General features: G+C 68.6%; 15 protein-coding genes. 7 read left to right on the top strand and 8 right to left on the bottom strand.

Features of this window, described 5'->3' with window-relative positions; translation table 11 throughout:
• Nucleotides 1–48: 48 nt before the first annotated feature.
• Nucleotides 49–2,367 (bottom strand): MMPL family transporter, encoded by a 2,319-nt coding sequence (locus WEB06_04575; protein ID MEX2554888.1) that lies wholly within the window; start codon nucleotides 2,365–2,367, stop codon nucleotides 49–51.
• A 16-nt stretch (nucleotides 2,368–2,383) separates the two neighbouring features.
• Entirely contained in the window at nucleotides 2,384–3,004 is a 621-nt protein-coding gene (locus WEB06_04570; GenBank protein MEX2554887.1) for a TetR/AcrR family transcriptional regulator, read from the bottom strand.
• Nucleotides 3,005–3,188: 184 nt separating this feature from the next.
• Between WEB06_04570 and WEB06_04565 the strand changes: the two genes are divergently transcribed.
• On the top strand, nucleotides 3,189–3,653 hold the full coding sequence (locus tag WEB06_04565; GenBank protein ID MEX2554886.1) for a response regulator: 465 nt from the start codon (nucleotides 3,189–3,191) through the stop codon (nucleotides 3,651–3,653).
• Here the strand turns inward: WEB06_04565 and WEB06_04560 are convergent.
• Nucleotides 3,644–4,117 (bottom strand): helix-turn-helix domain-containing protein, encoded by a 474-nt coding sequence (locus tag WEB06_04560; protein MEX2554885.1) that lies wholly within the window; start codon nucleotides 4,115–4,117, stop codon nucleotides 3,644–3,646. The two genes, WEB06_04565 and WEB06_04560, sit on opposite strands and share 10 nt — an antisense overlap.
• A 92-nt stretch (nucleotides 4,118–4,209) precedes the next feature.
• On the opposite strand from WEB06_04560, the gene WEB06_04555 reads away from it, so the two are divergent.
• Nucleotides 4,210–5,097: a S1C family serine protease gene (locus tag WEB06_04555; protein ID MEX2554884.1), complete on the top strand. Its 888-nt coding sequence runs from the start codon at nucleotides 4,210–4,212 to the stop codon at nucleotides 5,095–5,097.
• Between the two features lie 11 nt (nucleotides 5,098–5,108).
• Here WEB06_04555 and WEB06_04550 read toward each other — a convergent pair whose 3' ends face one another.
• Together WEB06_04550 and WEB06_04545 are read right to left on the bottom strand one after the other, a co-directional pair.
• Nucleotides 5,109–5,978 carry an SMP-30/gluconolactonase/LRE family protein gene (locus WEB06_04550; GenBank protein MEX2554883.1) on the bottom strand — a complete coding sequence of 290 codons (870 nt, stop codon included), beginning with the start codon at nucleotides 5,976–5,978 and terminating at the stop codon, nucleotides 5,109–5,111.
• Between the two features lie 5 nt (nucleotides 5,979–5,983).
• Nucleotides 5,984–6,637, bottom strand: a complete 654-nt coding sequence (locus WEB06_04545) for a TetR/AcrR family transcriptional regulator (GenBank protein ID MEX2554882.1) — start codon at nucleotides 6,635–6,637, stop codon at nucleotides 5,984–5,986.
• A gap of 54 nt (nucleotides 6,638–6,691) precedes the next feature.
• On the opposite strand from WEB06_04545, the gene WEB06_04540 reads away from it, so the two are divergent.
• Genes WEB06_04540 through WEB06_04520 form a run of 5 tightly spaced genes read left to right on the top strand, consistent with a single transcriptional unit; the run spans nucleotide 6,692 to nucleotide 12,954 of the window.
• The gene (locus WEB06_04540) at nucleotides 6,692–7,630 is read left to right on the top strand and encodes an NAD-dependent epimerase/dehydratase family protein (GenBank protein MEX2554881.1); all 939 of its coding nucleotides are present in this window, start codon (nucleotides 6,692–6,694) and stop codon (nucleotides 7,628–7,630) included.
• Complete coding sequence (locus WEB06_04535) at nucleotides 7,627–9,390, top strand: hypothetical protein (GenBank protein MEX2554880.1); 1,764 nt, start codon at nucleotides 7,627–7,629, stop codon at nucleotides 9,388–9,390. The genes WEB06_04540 and WEB06_04535 overlap by 4 nt, the downstream gene beginning before the upstream one ends.
• A gap of 20 nt (nucleotides 9,391–9,410) precedes the next feature.
• Nucleotides 9,411–11,165, top strand: a complete 1,755-nt coding sequence (locus tag WEB06_04530) for an LLM class flavin-dependent oxidoreductase (GenBank protein ID MEX2554879.1) — start codon at nucleotides 9,411–9,413, stop codon at nucleotides 11,163–11,165.
• A 1-nt stretch (nucleotide 11,166) separates the two neighbouring features.
• Nucleotides 11,167–12,552 carry a cytochrome P450 gene (locus WEB06_04525; GenBank protein ID MEX2554878.1) on the top strand — a complete coding sequence of 462 codons (1,386 nt, stop codon included), beginning with the start codon at nucleotides 11,167–11,169 and terminating at the stop codon, nucleotides 12,550–12,552.
• 36 nt (nucleotides 12,553–12,588) lie between these two features.
• Entirely contained in the window at nucleotides 12,589–12,954 is a 366-nt protein-coding gene (locus tag WEB06_04520) for a hypothetical protein (protein ID MEX2554877.1), read from the top strand.
• On the opposite strand, the gene WEB06_04515 is transcribed toward WEB06_04520, so the two are convergent.
• The 3 genes from WEB06_04515 to WEB06_04505 form a co-directional block, all read right to left on the bottom strand.
• On the bottom strand, nucleotides 12,951–13,394 hold the full coding sequence (locus tag WEB06_04515) for an SCP2 sterol-binding domain-containing protein (protein MEX2554876.1): 444 nt from the start codon (nucleotides 13,392–13,394) through the stop codon (nucleotides 12,951–12,953). The genes WEB06_04520 and WEB06_04515 overlap by 4 nt on opposite strands.
• 17 nt (nucleotides 13,395–13,411) lie before the next feature.
• Entirely contained in the window at nucleotides 13,412–14,164 is a 753-nt protein-coding gene (locus tag WEB06_04510) for a MerR family transcriptional regulator (protein MEX2554875.1), read from the bottom strand.
• A partial coding sequence (locus WEB06_04505) for an SDR family NAD(P)-dependent oxidoreductase (GenBank protein MEX2554874.1) occupies nucleotides 14,161–14,883 on the bottom strand: 723 nt, incomplete at its 5' end. The genes WEB06_04510 and WEB06_04505, both read right to left, overlap by 4 nt.

The following is a 14,883-nucleotide window of genomic DNA, read 5'->3' as shown; positions in this document are numbered from 1 at the left end:
CGTGCAGGGAGGCTCTCCCTATGTAAACAACCTCGGTGGGAACTACACCTAGCGGGCGCCGGCCGGCTCCGGCTCCGGCTCGAGATACTCGAGCTCTTCCTCGATCGCTACCTTCGGCAGGATGCGGTCGAGCCACTTCGGCAGCCACCAGTTCCAGTCGCCCATCAACCGCATCGTGGCCGGAACGAGGACGACCCGGATGAGCGTTGCGTCGAGGAACACGGCAGTCGCCAAGCCGAAGCCCATGGCCTTGATCGGTGCCAGCGACGCGAACGCGAATGCGCCGAAGACCGTGACCATGACGAGCGCTGCGCTCGTGATGATCCGCGCGGTGTGCTCGAGGCCCCAGCCGACCGCCTCGGTGTTGTCGTGCGTCCGGAGGTATTCCTCGCGGATGCGCGCGAGCATGAACACCTCGTAGTCCATCGACAGGCCGAACAGGATGCAGAAGAGGAACAGCGGCAGGAACGAGTCGATGTTGCCGGTGGACTCGAACCCGAGCAGCCCCTCGAAATGCCCTTGCTGAAAGATGAACACGATCACGCCGTACGTAGCGAGCACGGACGCGGTGTTCATCAAGATGGCCTTCAGCGGGAGCAAGATGCTGCGGAAGAACAGCATCAGCACCAGGAACGAGAGCAACATCACCAACCCGACGACCGGGATCAACTTGTTCTGCATCTCGTTGTTGATGTCGGTGTTGAGCGCGCCGTCGCCGCCGACCGCGGCCTTCACGCCTGCAGGAAGGGTTCTCGGCAACTGGTCGCGCAGCCGTTCGACGAACGCGTCGACCGGGTCGGACTGCGGGCCGTGCTTGGTGACGGCGTAGAGGATCGTTCGGGTTCCGTTCCGCGCCACAAGGGTGGACACGAATGGCCCCGCCTGCGGCGAGTTCGCCACGGCGAGCGCCTGCTCCGGCGGTGCGTTCGGAAGGATCGTGGCCACCGAGTCGACCCGTGCGACCTCGGGATCGCCCGCTATCGTTTGAGCGAGACGGTAGACATCGGTGAACCCGGCGCCGAGAACCCCGCGCGGATGGTCGACGACGATCTGAACGGGAGCGACCTGGCCCTCGCCGAACGCCTCCGCCGTTATCTCAGCGGCGACCCGCGGACCCGCGTCGGGCGGCAGGATCGACGGCCCCGACGACCCCATCCGCAAGCCGAGCGCCGGCGCCGCGAGCACGCCGAGGATCAGGACCGACACGACGAGCGCCGTCCATGGGCGACGCATGACCGTCATGGCCCAGCGGTGCCATACCGCGCCCTCGACCGAACGCTTTCGCTTGATCGCCCACTTGTTGACGCGACGGCCGAGCAGTCCCAGGAAAGCCGGGAGCAACGTCAACGCTGCCGCCCCAGCGAGCGCCACCGCGATCATCGGCGCGAATCCCATCGAGCGGAACGCCGCGACGTTGACGAGCTGCGTTCCCGCGAGCGCCACGACGACCGTCATCGCGGACACGAACACCGCTTTGCCGCTCGAGGCCATCGCCTCGGCGATCGCCTGCGAAACGGCCCGGTCGTTCCGAAGATGCTCGCGGAACCGCGTCAGGATGAACAGCGAATAGTCGATGCCGACGCCGATGCCGACCATCGACGCGGTGTTCTGCGCGAAGGTGCTGACCGTCGTTTGGCTGGCGATGATCGATATCACGCCGAACGCGACGCCGAGACCGACGAGCGCCATCACCAGCGGAACGCCGGCCGCGACGACCGAACCGAACGCGATCACGAGGATGATCAGCGTGATCGGCAACGCGATCCGCTCGGCGCGCTCGAGGTCGGTGGTTGTGGTGTGCTCGAACGCCGCGTAGAAGGGCGGAGCGCCGGTGACGAGCGCCGTGATCCCGCTCCCCCTCGCGGAATCCTCAACGGCCTTCTCGACCGCGGGGTTGTGCGCGAGAGCTTGATCCTGGTCGTCGGTGATGCCCACCGTCGCCGTCAGGACGTGACCGTCGCGCGAGATCGACCGTTCCGATGCCGCGTAGGGGTCGGACACGGCCGCGACGCCCGGCGCCTTCAGCAGCGCGGCGCGGACCTTCTCGAACGTCTGTCGGAACTTCGGGTCGGTGGCGGTGAGCGTGTCGGACTTCATGACCAGCAGGTCGGTCAGCTCGTACGCGGAGAAGTCGTTCTCGACCGCCTTCGCGACGAAGTCCGACTGCGAGCCCGGAACCTCGAAGCCGCCTTGTGAAAGGTTGTCCGAGATCTTTCCGAGCGCCGGACCGAGGGCGAAGAGAATCGCGACCCACGCGATCAGCACCCAGACGCGCCTGCGGTAGGCGAACGTCCCGAGGCGGTAGAACCGGGATCGTTGCACGTTCGGTGCAGGGTCGCGTTTCCCGTTGAGCTCCATCTTCTCCATCTCCTCCCCGAAGGTCCTACGGACACGGCCACAAAGCGACCATCACGAAGGTCCGCATGTTCTCGATGCGCGCCCGGAAGTCCCCGAGCTCCGTCAATGCGTCCGATACCTGCTCGACACCGATGAAAGCCGACACGATCACTTCGGCCGTCGTTCGTGGATCCAGATCGGTGCGCGCGTCGCCTTCCTCTTGTGCGGTCCGGATCAGCTCCGCGACCATCTCGAACCACACCCGGAGGTAGCCCGTCAGCTTCGGCGCCAGCCGGCGTTCGCGCGCAAGCTCCACGCACAGCCGCCCGACGACGCGCGCCGAGGCGTCGACCTCGTACATCTCACATCCGCAGTCGAGCATCGCGTTGAGTCGGTCGATCGCGCGAGGATGCTCCTGCATCACCGCGAGGATGGAGGCGTGCCACTGCTCCTGCTTGGTGCCGAACACATCGAGCGCGAGCGCCTCCTTTGAAGGGAAGTGGAAGTAGAAGGCGCCTTTCGTGAGGCCGGTGTCCCTGACGATGTCGTTGAGGCTTACGCCGTTGTAGCCGTGTTCGGCGAACGCGAGGGCGGCCACAGCCAGGATGTGCTGGCGGGATGCCTCGCCCCGATCGGTGGCGGCTGCCGGGCTGATGTGGGCTTCCATCGCCTCATCCTTCCATACCGACCAGTCGGTTTGTCAAGGGGCCAGCCTAACTCCGAGCCGCACCTTCGCCTCCCATGACGCGTTCAAGCAGGTCGGACGGTTGTGAAGAAGGTCTCACTCGCTTCTGGCGTCGCGTTGTACGAGAATGGTGACGATTCAGGGGACCGGAACGGGGGTGGCGGGAATGGCGACGATCCTGCTGGTTGATGGCGATTCGGTGGAACGAAGGATCATGCGCATGACGCTGGACCTCGACGGTCATCGAGCCGCTGAGGCAGGGACCGGACGGGAAGCGCTCGAGATCATCGCGAAGTACCCCGTCGATCTGATGTTCCTCGGCACCAGCCTCGGCGACGTCGACTCCTACGCGGTGATGACACGAACGCGTGCACTACCGGGGCGCGAACATACTCCGATCGTCGCGATCCTCGATGGGGACGACGAGAAGGGTCCCGTCGAGTCCTTCATCGCCGGGGCGATCGATCTTCTGATCCGCCCGTTCGGTGCGCACGATCTGCGCGAGGTCGTCCTCCGCGCGACGTCTTCCGGTGAAGTCGACCGCCGTCGCGTGCTCGTCGGCCGGCAGCTCGAGGCGTTCAAGACCGCGCAGCGCTTGCAAGAGCAAGCGCGCTCCTCTCCTCAAACGTAACGCAGCTCGTCGCTTTCGTCGTCGGCGACAGAGCGAACGCACGTCGGGCAGAACCACCGGGCGTCCAGCGGTGTGCCGCACGACTCGTGGCGGAGATGCTCGATCTCGCTCGGCTCGACGGCACCCCACTGCGCGAGCATCCGCAACGCCCCCGCGAGCCCTCGTCCCGCGCCGGAGAGCTCGTATGCGTGACGCGGCGGCCGGGTCTGGTACGGCCGGGCGACGACGACTCCCTCCGCCTCCAGATGCTTCAGCCGCTGTGACAAGACATTCGAAGCGATGCCGGGGATCTCGGAAAGCAGATCGTTGAACCGGCGGCCGCCCCCGCGCAAGGCGTCGACGATCAGCAAGGCCCACCGGTCGCCGACCCGGGCCACCGCCCTCGCGAGGGGGGAGTCGTCCGAGGACGGTGCGTCCGCCAGCCCCCGGCCGGCCGCGATCGTTCCACCCTTGCGCATAGACATCCTGGCCATCCTATCGTCCATTTGCGCTGCTGGTTTGCTCATAGTAACTTGCAAGTCGCAAGTATATCCGGAAAGCAGGCAGGAGGGTTCAGATGGCGGTTTTCACGGAGCTCAGGGACGCGATCAAGAAGCTTGCCGAAGACGTCGGACCCTCGCTGGTCGGCGTCGGGCAGCGTTGGGGCGTCGGCTCCGGCGTCGTGATCGGACCCGGAAAGGTACTCACCAACGCGCACAACATCCGCGGCGACGAGCTCGCCGTGACGTTCTCCGACGGCCGCACGGAGGTCGGATCGGTGTCCGGCATAGACGTGGACGGCGACATCGCGGTCGTCTCCGTCGACACGAAGGACGCGCCGGCGGTGAAATGGTCGGCCAACGGCGGGCCGGACCTCGGCAGCCCCGTCTTCGCGCTCGCGAACCCGGGCGGTCGCGGCTTGCGCGTGACCGTGGGACTCGTGTCTGGGACGGAGCGTTCGTTCCGCGGGCCGCGCGGCCGCCGCATCTCGGGAAGCCTGGAGCACACCGCGCCGCTGCTGCCGGGATCCTCCGGCGGTCCGATCGTCGACGAGGACGGGACCTTGCTGGGCCTCAACACCAACCGTCTCGGCGAAGGGTTCTATCTCGCGATCCCGGCCGATCAAGCGTTGCGCGATCGCGTCGACGGGCTCGGGCGCGGCGAAGCGCCGGAGCGTCCGCGACTCGGCGTGGCGATCGCTCCGGCAGAGGTCGGTCGTCGTCTGCGTAGAGCCGTGGGCCTACCGGAAGCGGACGGTTTGCTCGTGCGCGGCGTTGAGGAGGAAAGCCCGGCCGCGCACGCCGAGATCCGTGAAGGCGACCTGATCACAAAGGCCGGCGACAAGCCGGTACGCGACACCGACGATCTCCACGCCGCGCTCGACGCGCTGACGGGCGGAGCCACGCTGAAGCTCACGGTCCTCCGCGGGACCGAGGAGCGTCAGGTCACCGTCGCGTTCGGCTGACGAGACGAAGTTCACTTTCTGAGGGGGAAAAAGGGCAGCGGCTCGATCCCGAGATCGAATGCCAGGAGCTCGCCGGTGCCGGAGCAGGTGACGTATAGGGTGCCGTCGCCGATGCAGGCGTTGGTCGGCTCGGTGTGCTCGGGAAACTCCATCGTGTTCTTGAGGATGCCCTCGGCGTCGTAGACCTGGATGACGTCGCCCATGGAGCCGCACGCGTAGAGATCGCCGTCGGACGCGAAGCAGAATCCGTCGGGGAACCCGCGCGGGAGTGTGACGAATTCTTGCGGCTCCCCCACGCCGTCGGGCGTCCAGTCGAACGCGATGATCTTCATGATGTTGGACTGCGCGACGTAGAGACGCCCGTCGGGCCCGAAGCCGATCCCGTTGCAGAACATCGGGACGTCGGCGACCACCTCGGCCTCGCGCGTCTCGGGATCGAGGCGCCACACGCGGCCGACCAAGAAGTTCGCGAAGTCCTCCCAGTTGCGCGGGTCGGTGAAGTAGAGCTTGCCGTCGGGCCCGAAGCAGATGTCGTTCGGCCGATGCGGCGCGTCGCCGGGCAGGTCGGGGAGATCCTCGCAGCCACCCTCGAGCGTGACCCGCTGGATCCTCCCTTCGACGAGGCCGCCGGGCGCGTGCCAGTAGCCGCCGGGCCCCAAGCTCAGTCCCCCGTTGTTCGCGACCCACAGGTCGCCGTCGGAGCCGAGCGTCGCGCCGTTGGCTCCCCCGCCGGTTTCCGCGACGAGGGTCTTCGCGCCTTCCGAGCATCGCGTGACGCACTGCCCGCGGATCTCGGTAACCGCGACCTCCCCGTTCCCGAGGAATACCGGCCCTTCGGGGAACCCAAGCCCGATCGCGATGACGCGAGGCTCGATGCTCATGCGAGCTAATCGCGGGCGTCCGGCTGGGGGACGGCGAGCGAATTCAGCCCACCGAGGAGAAGCGTCGTGAGGGACTCGACGAGCTTCGCGCGTGGCATGGTGCGGCGCTCGAGCCAGCGGTCCCCGGCCAGATGCACCATGCCGACGATCCCGTGCGCCCACTCCTCGGCGTACTCGACGTCGACACCGAAGCGTTCGGCCTCCGCGCGCAGCAGGTGAGTCACCTCGGCGGCGACGCCGCGCAGGAAGCTGGACGCGGCTGCGCCTCCCTGCCGCCGTTCGGCGATCGTCGTCGCGAGCTCGGCGATCGTTTCCTGGATCACGAAGCGGTAGATCTCGGGTTCCTTCTCGACGAGCTCCAGGTACGCGTCGATCGTCGCGGAGAGCCGCCCGGCCGGCTCGGTCTCGCGGTCGAGCGCCTCGTGCAGGCGGCGGAGGAGCAGCTCGAGGTAGCGCTTCCCCAGCGCCTGCGACAGCCCGGCCTTGTCGCCGAAGTGGCGGTACAGGATCGGCTTGGTGACGCCGGCCTCGGCGGCGATCTCGTCCATCGACACCGCAGGACCTTCCTTGCGGATCGCCCGGTCGGCGGCGTCGAGGAGCTCTTCCCGCCGGGCTTCCTTGCGGGAGGTTCGGGTCGTATCCGTGCTTGACAGGCTCACGTTACTCATGGTAACAGTTACTCAGGGTAACACGCAAGGACTGCGGAGGAGTGCGTGGCAGAGGGAACGTTGAGGGTAGCGGTGACCGGGGCGGCCGGGTTCCTCGGCCGTGCCGTCGTGCCGGCGCTCCGCGACGATCCGGCGATCGGCCGGGTCGTCGCGATCGACCGCGTCTCCGGTGACATCGCCGGGGTCGACTGGGCCCTCGCCGACATCCGCGACCCGACCCTGGCCGACCGGCTCGACGGTGTGGATGTGGTCGTGCATCTCGCCGCCGTGGTGCTCGGGGATATGCGACTGGCCGAGGACGTCAACGTGCGCGGGACGGCCAACGTGGCCGAGGCCGCGGCGCGGGCCGGGTGCAAGCGTTTGGTCCACGCGTCCTCCGTCGCCGCGTATGGGTTCGGGGTCGCCGGGCGGCTCCTCACCGAGGAGGACCCGCTCCGGCCGCTCGACACGTTCCCCTACTCGCGCACCAAGGGTGCGGCCGAGCGCGCGCTCGACGACGTGGAGAAGAGCCACCCTCAGCTGCAAGTCGTCCGGCTCCGTCCCTCGATCATCCTCGGACCGAACACCCACGAGCTCGCGATGCGTCTCGCCGGCGGCCTCAGCGTCCGACCCGGGCGCTACGCGAGCGCGACGCAGTACGTGCACATCGACGATGTCGTCGAGGCGTTCCGTCTCGCGACGCTTTCGGACGCGACCGGAGCATTCAACATCTCGCCGTCGGACACCCTGACCTACCGAGACATGGCGACGATCGCCGGCGCTCGCCTGGTGACCGTTCCGGCCGGCGCCGCGCGGTTCGCGACGCGGCTCGCCGAGCGGTACCGCCCGGCGATGGGCATCGGCCCGGGCTGGGTCATCATCGCCCAGCGCCCGCCGCTGGTCTCGGGTGAGAAAGCCGAGCGGGTGCTCGGCTGGCGTCCCAAGTACTCGGGACGCGAAACCGTCGAAGAGTTCGTTCGCACATCACGTGGAGGAAAACGATGAACCCCCTACTCGCACACGTAACCGGGACCGGCTTGGACGACTGGGCGATCGTGGCCGTGCCGTTGCTCGGGCTTCTCGCGATCACCGGAGCGCTCGCGCGCCCGAACGGCGGCCGGAGCGTGCTCGCGCGCATCTCCGATCGGCTCGAGAAGGTGACCGGCATCGCGGGCTGGGCGGCGGCGACGATCGGGATCGGACTCGGAGCGCTCAGCATCGCCGTCATCGGGTTCTACTGGGATGTCGCGTGGCACATCGACCTCGGGCGCGACAAGGAGCTGTTCACGCCCGCACACGACATGATCCTGCTGGGATTGCTGCTGATCCCGGTGGCCGCCGGCGCGGCGATCGTGCTCGCGAGCGTAACGCGGGCCGAGACCCGGCTCCGCGTAGGAGCCTTGCGGGTTCCCTGGTCGTCGCTGGCGTTGGGGGCGATCGGTCTCGGTGCGCTGACCGGCTTTCCGCTCGACGAGCTGTGGCACCGCGCGTACGGCATCGACGTGACGATGTGGGGGCCGACGCATCTCATGATGATCGGTGGGGCCTCGATCACGCCGATCGCCTTGTGGCTGGTGTTCCGCGAATCGGGCGCGTCGGTCAAGGAGCGCGTGCCGCGGACGATCGCGATCGTCCTCGCTGGCGCGACACTCACCGGACTGTCGACGTTCCAGGGCGAGTTCGATTTCGGGGTCCCCCAGTTCCAGCTCCTCTATCACCCGGTGCTCGTGGCCGGGGCGGCTGCCGGCGCGCTGACGCTCGCGCGGATCGTGCTCGGGCGATGGGGCGCCTTGAAGGCGGTCGTCGGGTTCCTCGCCATCCGTGGGCTCGTCGCACTGCTCGTCGGTGGGATGCTGGGCCACACCGAGCCGCGGTTCCCGCTCTACATCGGCGCCGCGCTCGCCGTCGAGCTCGTCGCCCGTCTCGCCGGAACCGAAAACCGCTTGCGGTTCGCGGCCTGGAGCGGCGTCGCCTGCGCGACGCTGGGACTCGGTGCCGAATGGGGTTGGACGCACGTCTGGGGGCTGCACCCATGGAACGGCGACCTGATCCCCGACGCGCCGATCCTCGCGCTCGTCGCTGCGGTGTCGGCCGCCACGCTCGCCGCCGGACTGGCGACGATCGCGCGCGGTGAGTTCGAGACGCCCGCCGAGCCCGCAGTCCGGCCGGTCCGGTTCGGGATCGTCGCCGTTTCCCTGATCGCACTCGCGGTCGCGATCGCACTTCCGTTCAAACGGACGTCCTCCGACGACGTGACCGCCGCGATCTCGCTCGCGCGTGTCGGCGACTCGGCTCTCGTCGACGTGACGCTCTCACCCGCCGATGCGGCGGAGGGCGCCGCGTGGTTCGAAGCGATGTCGTGGCAGAGCGGCCGCCTCGTGCTCGCGCCGCTCGAGCGGATCGGGTCCGGACGCTACCGCACAGCCGTTCCCCTGCCGGTGACCGGCGGAGCGAAGACGCTCGTTCGCCTGCACCGCGGCAGCGAGATCATGGCCGTGCCGATCTACCTGCCGGCCGATCCGGAGATCGGCGCCGAGGAGATCCCGGCGGTTGATCGCACGGCGACGTTCGCGCGCGACTCGCGCCTGCTGATGCGCGAGTCCCGGACCGGCAACCCGCTCACCGCGCGGTTCGTCTTCGGCACGCAAGCGTCGATCGTGGTGGCGTGGATCGCGGTGATCGGATTTGCGGCGTTGCGGGTCGGACGCCCGGATCGGACGACGATAAAGAGGAAAGGTCGGAGGTTCCGCTTCGCGGCGGCGTAACGGACCGAAGGGAGATTCGGATGCGATTCAGCTTGTTCTACGAGCACCAGCTCCCGCGACCGTGGGACGCCGACTCCGAGCGCCGCCTCTTCAACGACGCGCTCGAGCAGATCGAGATCGCCGACCGGGTCGGCTTCGACGCCGTCTGGTTCGTCGAGCACCACTTCATGGAGGAGTACAGCCACTCCTCCGCGCCCGAGGTGTTCCTCGGGGCGGTCTCGCAGCGAACCAGCCGGATCCGGCTCGGCCACGGCATCGTCCAGATCCCGCCGGACGTGAACCATCCCGCACGCGTCGCCGAGCGGGTCGCGACGTTGGATCTGGTCTCGGGCGGACGGGTCGAGTTCGGCACCGGCGAATCGAGCTCCGCCGCCGAGCTGGGCGGCTTCGGCGTGCGACGCACCGAGAAGCGCGCGATGTGGGAGGACTCGATCGAGGCGATCACGCGCATGTTCGTCGAGGAGCCTTTCGCCGGCTGGGAGTCGCCTTACTGGCGGATGCCGCCGCGCAACGTCGTTCCGAAGCCCGTCCAGAAGCCGCATCCCCCGCTGTGGGTCGCCTGCTCGCGGCGCGAGACGATCCACTTCGCCGCGCGGAAAGGCATCGGCGCGCTGTCGTTCTCGTTCGTCGAGCCCGAAGACGCCGGGCAGTGGGTGCGCGAGTACTACGACCTGATCGACTCGGACGAGTGCGTCCCCGCCGGCTTCGCCGTCAACCCGAACGTCGCCGTCGTGCTCCCCATGATGTGTCACGAGGACGAGCAAACCGCGATCGAGCGCGGCATCGACGGCACCCATTTCTTCGGCTTCGCGCTGGCGCACTACTACGGCGTGACGCCGCACTCCCCCGGGCTCACCAGCGTGTGGCAGGAGTTCCTCGAGCGACGCGACCAGGACGGATTCAATCGCGATGTGATCACCGCCGACGACGCGCCGCTCGCGGTACGGATCATGCAGCACGGCCTCGGCTCGATGCGCGGCGCGGTGGGGACTCCCGATCAGGTCGCCGAGCTGTGCCGGCGGTACGAGGCCGTCGGCGTCGACCACGTCGGCTTCGCGCTTCAGGCCGGGAAGAACCGCCACGAGGACATCTGCGAGTCGCTCGAGCTGTTCGGCAAGCGGGTCATGCCGGAGTTCACCGAGCGCCGCGAGCAGAAGGATCGAGAGAAGGCCGAGCGGCTCGCGCCGGCGATCGAGCGGGCGCTCGCCCGGCGCTCGCCGGCGCGTTCGGCTCCCTCCGGCTACCTGATCGACGAGGAAGCGGAGGTCGAGCGGGCGCGACACACGCGCCGGCGTCGGTCGCTCAACCCTCGCGCGCTGGTGCGGGAGGGAGTTGCCGACGCTCGGGCGTCTGCCCGGCGCCGGGGAAGCAAGGTGCTTGGACACTGGGCCGGCCGGCGCTCGGACGCACAGATCGAGAAGCGGTTCGCGTCGGGGCTGGTGCAGCGCGGCCTGTACACGGCGATGGCGGCGTCGTTCAACCCCACGATGTCGTTCGGGTTCGAAGGTGAGATCCAGCACGAGCTGAAGTTCCCGGCGACCGGTGGCGACACGGCCGTGTGGACGATCGAGGTGCGCGACGGGAAGGCCACAGCCCGCTCCGGCCCGGCCCGCTCCCCCGCCGTCACGCTGCAGATCGCGGCCGGAGCCTTGGTGCGGCTGGCGGCGGGCGAGAATCCTGCCGTGGTCCTGCTCGACGGCCAGATCGACGTGAAGGGCGACATCGGCGTCGCGATGCGGCTGGTCGAGATGTTCGGCGGGGCGTCTCCCTACTGAGATGACGCGCGCGCCGGGGCCGACGGTTCGGCAGGCGCTCCGCACGCTCCGCTCCGAAGACCTTCTCACCGCTCTGCTCGCACTGCACCAAGAGCATGGGGACGTCGCGGGCTTCCGATACGGCCGCAAGGCATGGGTGGCGATCCGCGATCCCGAGCACATCGAACACGTCCTCGTCGCGCGGAACGACAACTACACGAAGTCGTACGACTACCGGCTCCTCGCCGTGGTGACCGGCAGAGGGTTGCTGACCAACGAGGGCGCCGCGTGGGCGGGGCAGCGCCGGCTCATCCAGCCGATGTTCGCCGGGCGACATCTGAGCCGCTTCGCCGGAGACATGACCGCCGCCGCGGCGACCGCACTCGACCGTTGGGAACGAACGCCCGACGGCTCGCGCATCGACGTCGCCGAGGAGATGAGCGTCCTCACGCTCGACGTCGTCGGCCGCGCGCTGTTCGGCGCCGACCTCGGAGCGCATGCCGGGCGGATCGCTCCGGCGGTGACCGTCGGGCTCCGCACGGCGATCACGTTCGCGCGGGTTCCGTTCATGTGGCTCGTGCCGCAGCGGCTGATCAACCTCGGAGCTGCGATCCTGTTCCGGTTCCCGATCCCTCGGTTGCGGCGCATCCACCGGTCGGTCACGACGCTCGACGACGTTGCGGTCTCGATCATCGACTCGCGCATCGAGCGCGATGAGGAGCACGACGACCTCTTGGGACTCCTGCTCGCGGCGCGCGATCCCGACACCGGCGAGCGCATGAGCAAGCGCCAGATCCGCGACGAGCTGATGACGTTCCTGCTCGCGGGGCACGAGACGACGGCGAACGGCCTCGCGTGGATGTGGTACCTACTGTCGTCGCATCCCGAGGCGCGCGAGCGGATGAGCGCCGAGGCCGACGCGGTGCTCGGCGACCGGACGCCGACGGCGGACGACGCGACGCGGCTGCCCTGGACGGCCGCGTGCTTCCAGGAAGCGATGCGGCTGTACCCGCCGGCGTGGATCCTCGAGCGAGACGCGATCGGACCGGACGAGGTCGGCGGCTTCGAGATCCCCCGCCGCGCGACGGTCGTGATCTCGCCCTACGTCGTGCACCGCAACCCCGCCGTGTGGAAGGACCCCGACGTGTTCGACCCTGAGCGATTCCTTCCCGGCGCGGCGGCCGGGCGGCCGCGCAGTGCCTACCTCCCGTTCGGCGCCGGGCGGCGGATGTGCGTCGGCGCCGGGTTCGCGATGATGGAAGGGACCTTGCTCGCGGCGATGATCGCGCGGCGGTTCACGCTGGACCTGGTGCCCGGGGCGGATGTGGTCCCGGAACCGACGGCTACGCTACGGCCGCGCGACGGCCTTCCGATGATCCTGCGGCGACGGGATGCGGCGGCGCCTTGAGGTTCGCTATCGTGCCGTCCAAGCGGGAGGTGCGCTGTGCGCCTGGACATCGGTGACATCGTCGGACGGATCCAACAGGGCGTGCAGAACGTCACGGGCAACGCGAAGACGGCGACCGACCTGCTCGAGATCCTCCGCGACACGCATCGCATCCTGATGAAGATCGAGGCGATGGTCGACCGTGTCGACGAGACCGCGCGCGAGTGGGAGAAGAAGCTGTCCGGCATCGAGGTGTCCCCCGAACGGCTCGCTCGACTCGAGAAGGCGGTCTTCAACATCGAGCGCGCCACGATGGGCGTCGAGGCGACGATGGGATCGCTCCCGCGGGTGCTGCGTACCCGTATCGAGAAGCGCCGCCAGCCGGGTGCCGGGGACACGCTCCCCGACTGGGATCAGCCCTAGCTCGGGACCGCGAAGAAGGTCTGGACTTGCTGGCTGAACATCAGATCGCCGGCGACCTTCAGCTTCCCCGACATGAACAGCTGCACGCCGTTCTCCTGTCCCGATATGAGACGCAGGAACGGAACGAGCGTGGCCGTGAGGGTCACCCGAGGCGACGCGGAGCGACCTTTCTCGACAGCAGCCGTTCCATCGGAAACCTTCAGGGTGTACGGGTGCTCGACGTCTTCGTCGGTCACGACCCACTGGATCTCAGCCTCAACGCCTTTCGCCTTTTCCGGGACGAAGCGTTCTTGCATCCCCTGGAAGATCCGGTCGAGCACCGCGTCGGTCCCGGCGGTGCGGATCCCGGTCTCGATGTCGGCGTCCGACGCACCGCGGATCATCTCGGTGAACTGCTCGGGCGTCATGTCGATCTGAGAGATGTCCATCTCGTCTGCCATGGTTCTTCCCTCCTCGCTCAGGATGCGGTGTCGCGGGTTCGCCGATGCTCGACGACGCGGGTGAGGTGCTCGCCGAGGTGCGCGTTGACCTGACGCTCCATCGCACGCGCGAGCTCGGCATCGACGACCATCTCTGCCAGCGGCCGCAGCCGCTTCACGAGCTCGGCGAGACGCGGAACGTCCTCGGGCGGTGGAAGCTCGTCGCCGTACGGGGCGAATATGTGCTTCTCGGCCATGGCGACCATCCGCCCGGCGACGCGGTCCATGTCGCGCCGGAGCTTGCGGAGCTCCTCGAGGACGGCGTCGAGCGGGATCCCGGCGGCCGCGAGCTCGGCGCCGGCGTGAAGCAGTCGCGGGCTGGCGACGCGGAACCGCTCGCCCTCCGGCTCGAGGATCCCGAAACGCATCCCCTCCTGGAGCAGCTCCACGCTCGCCTGTGCGCCGAACATCTCGAGCAGCTCCTCGGGGGTGACGTAGGTCGGCACTTCGTCGGACCACTGACCGGTGAGCGCTTCGCCGAGGCCCATCAGCTCGCCGACCTCGTGGCCGCGCTCCAGCGCCTCGATCAACTCGCCGATGTTCGCGAGCGTGTAGCCGCGGTCGAGCAGCTGGCCGATCAGCTTCAGGCGCGCGAGGTGCGCCTCGGAATACAGCCCGACCCGGCCTTCGCGACGCGGCGGCGAGATCAGGCCGCGGTCCTGGTACGCGCGCACGTTACGGACCGTGGTACCCGCTTCGCGGGCCAGCTCGTCGACGCGGTATTCGCTCATCGAGATCGCGGGGTAGCGTCGATCCGAGCCAGCTTGCGGATGAGGGCCGGTGACAAGTGCGACAGGCCGCGGAGGACGTGCGCCTCCGGCGCGACGGGGACCACGGCCGTGTTCTCGCGGACGGCGCGGACGATCGCGAGCGCGACCCGCTCCGGAGTGAAGTTGCGCAAGCCGTAGATGCGAACGGCCGCGCGACGGCGGCGGGCTTGCTCGGCCTCGTCGATGCCGACGAACCGCGACGTCCGGGTGATCGACGTGTTGATCAGGCCCGGACAGATCGCGCTCACGCCCACACCGGCTCCGGCGAGCTCGGCACGCAGACACTCGGAGAGCATCAGCACGGCGGCCTTCGTCGTCGAGTAGGCGGGCAGCGTGCGCGACGGAAGGAACGCCGCCGCGGAGGCCACGTTGACGATGTGGCCTCCTTCGCCGCGCTCCACCATCTCCCGCCCGAAGAGCAGCGACCCGTGGATCACCCCCCAGAGATTCACGTCGAGGATCCGCCGCCAGTCGTCGAACTCGGTCTTCAAGAATGGCCCGGCGAGCCCGATGCCGGCGTTGTTCACGATCACATCGGGCACGCCGAGGTCGTGAAGCACGGTCTTGGCGAACCGCTCCATCGCTTCGCGGTCGGAGACGTCGATCTCGAACGGGTGGGCTTGCGGGCCGAGCAGGGCGGCGAGCTCCGCGGTGCGCGTCGCGGCGCGAAGGTCGATGTC

Source organism: Actinomycetota bacterium, assembly GCA_040905475.1.
Classification (GTDB): Bacteria; Actinomycetota; AC-67; order AC-67; family AC-67; genus DATFGK01.
This window is presented reverse-complemented; position numbering and strand designations above follow the sequence as displayed.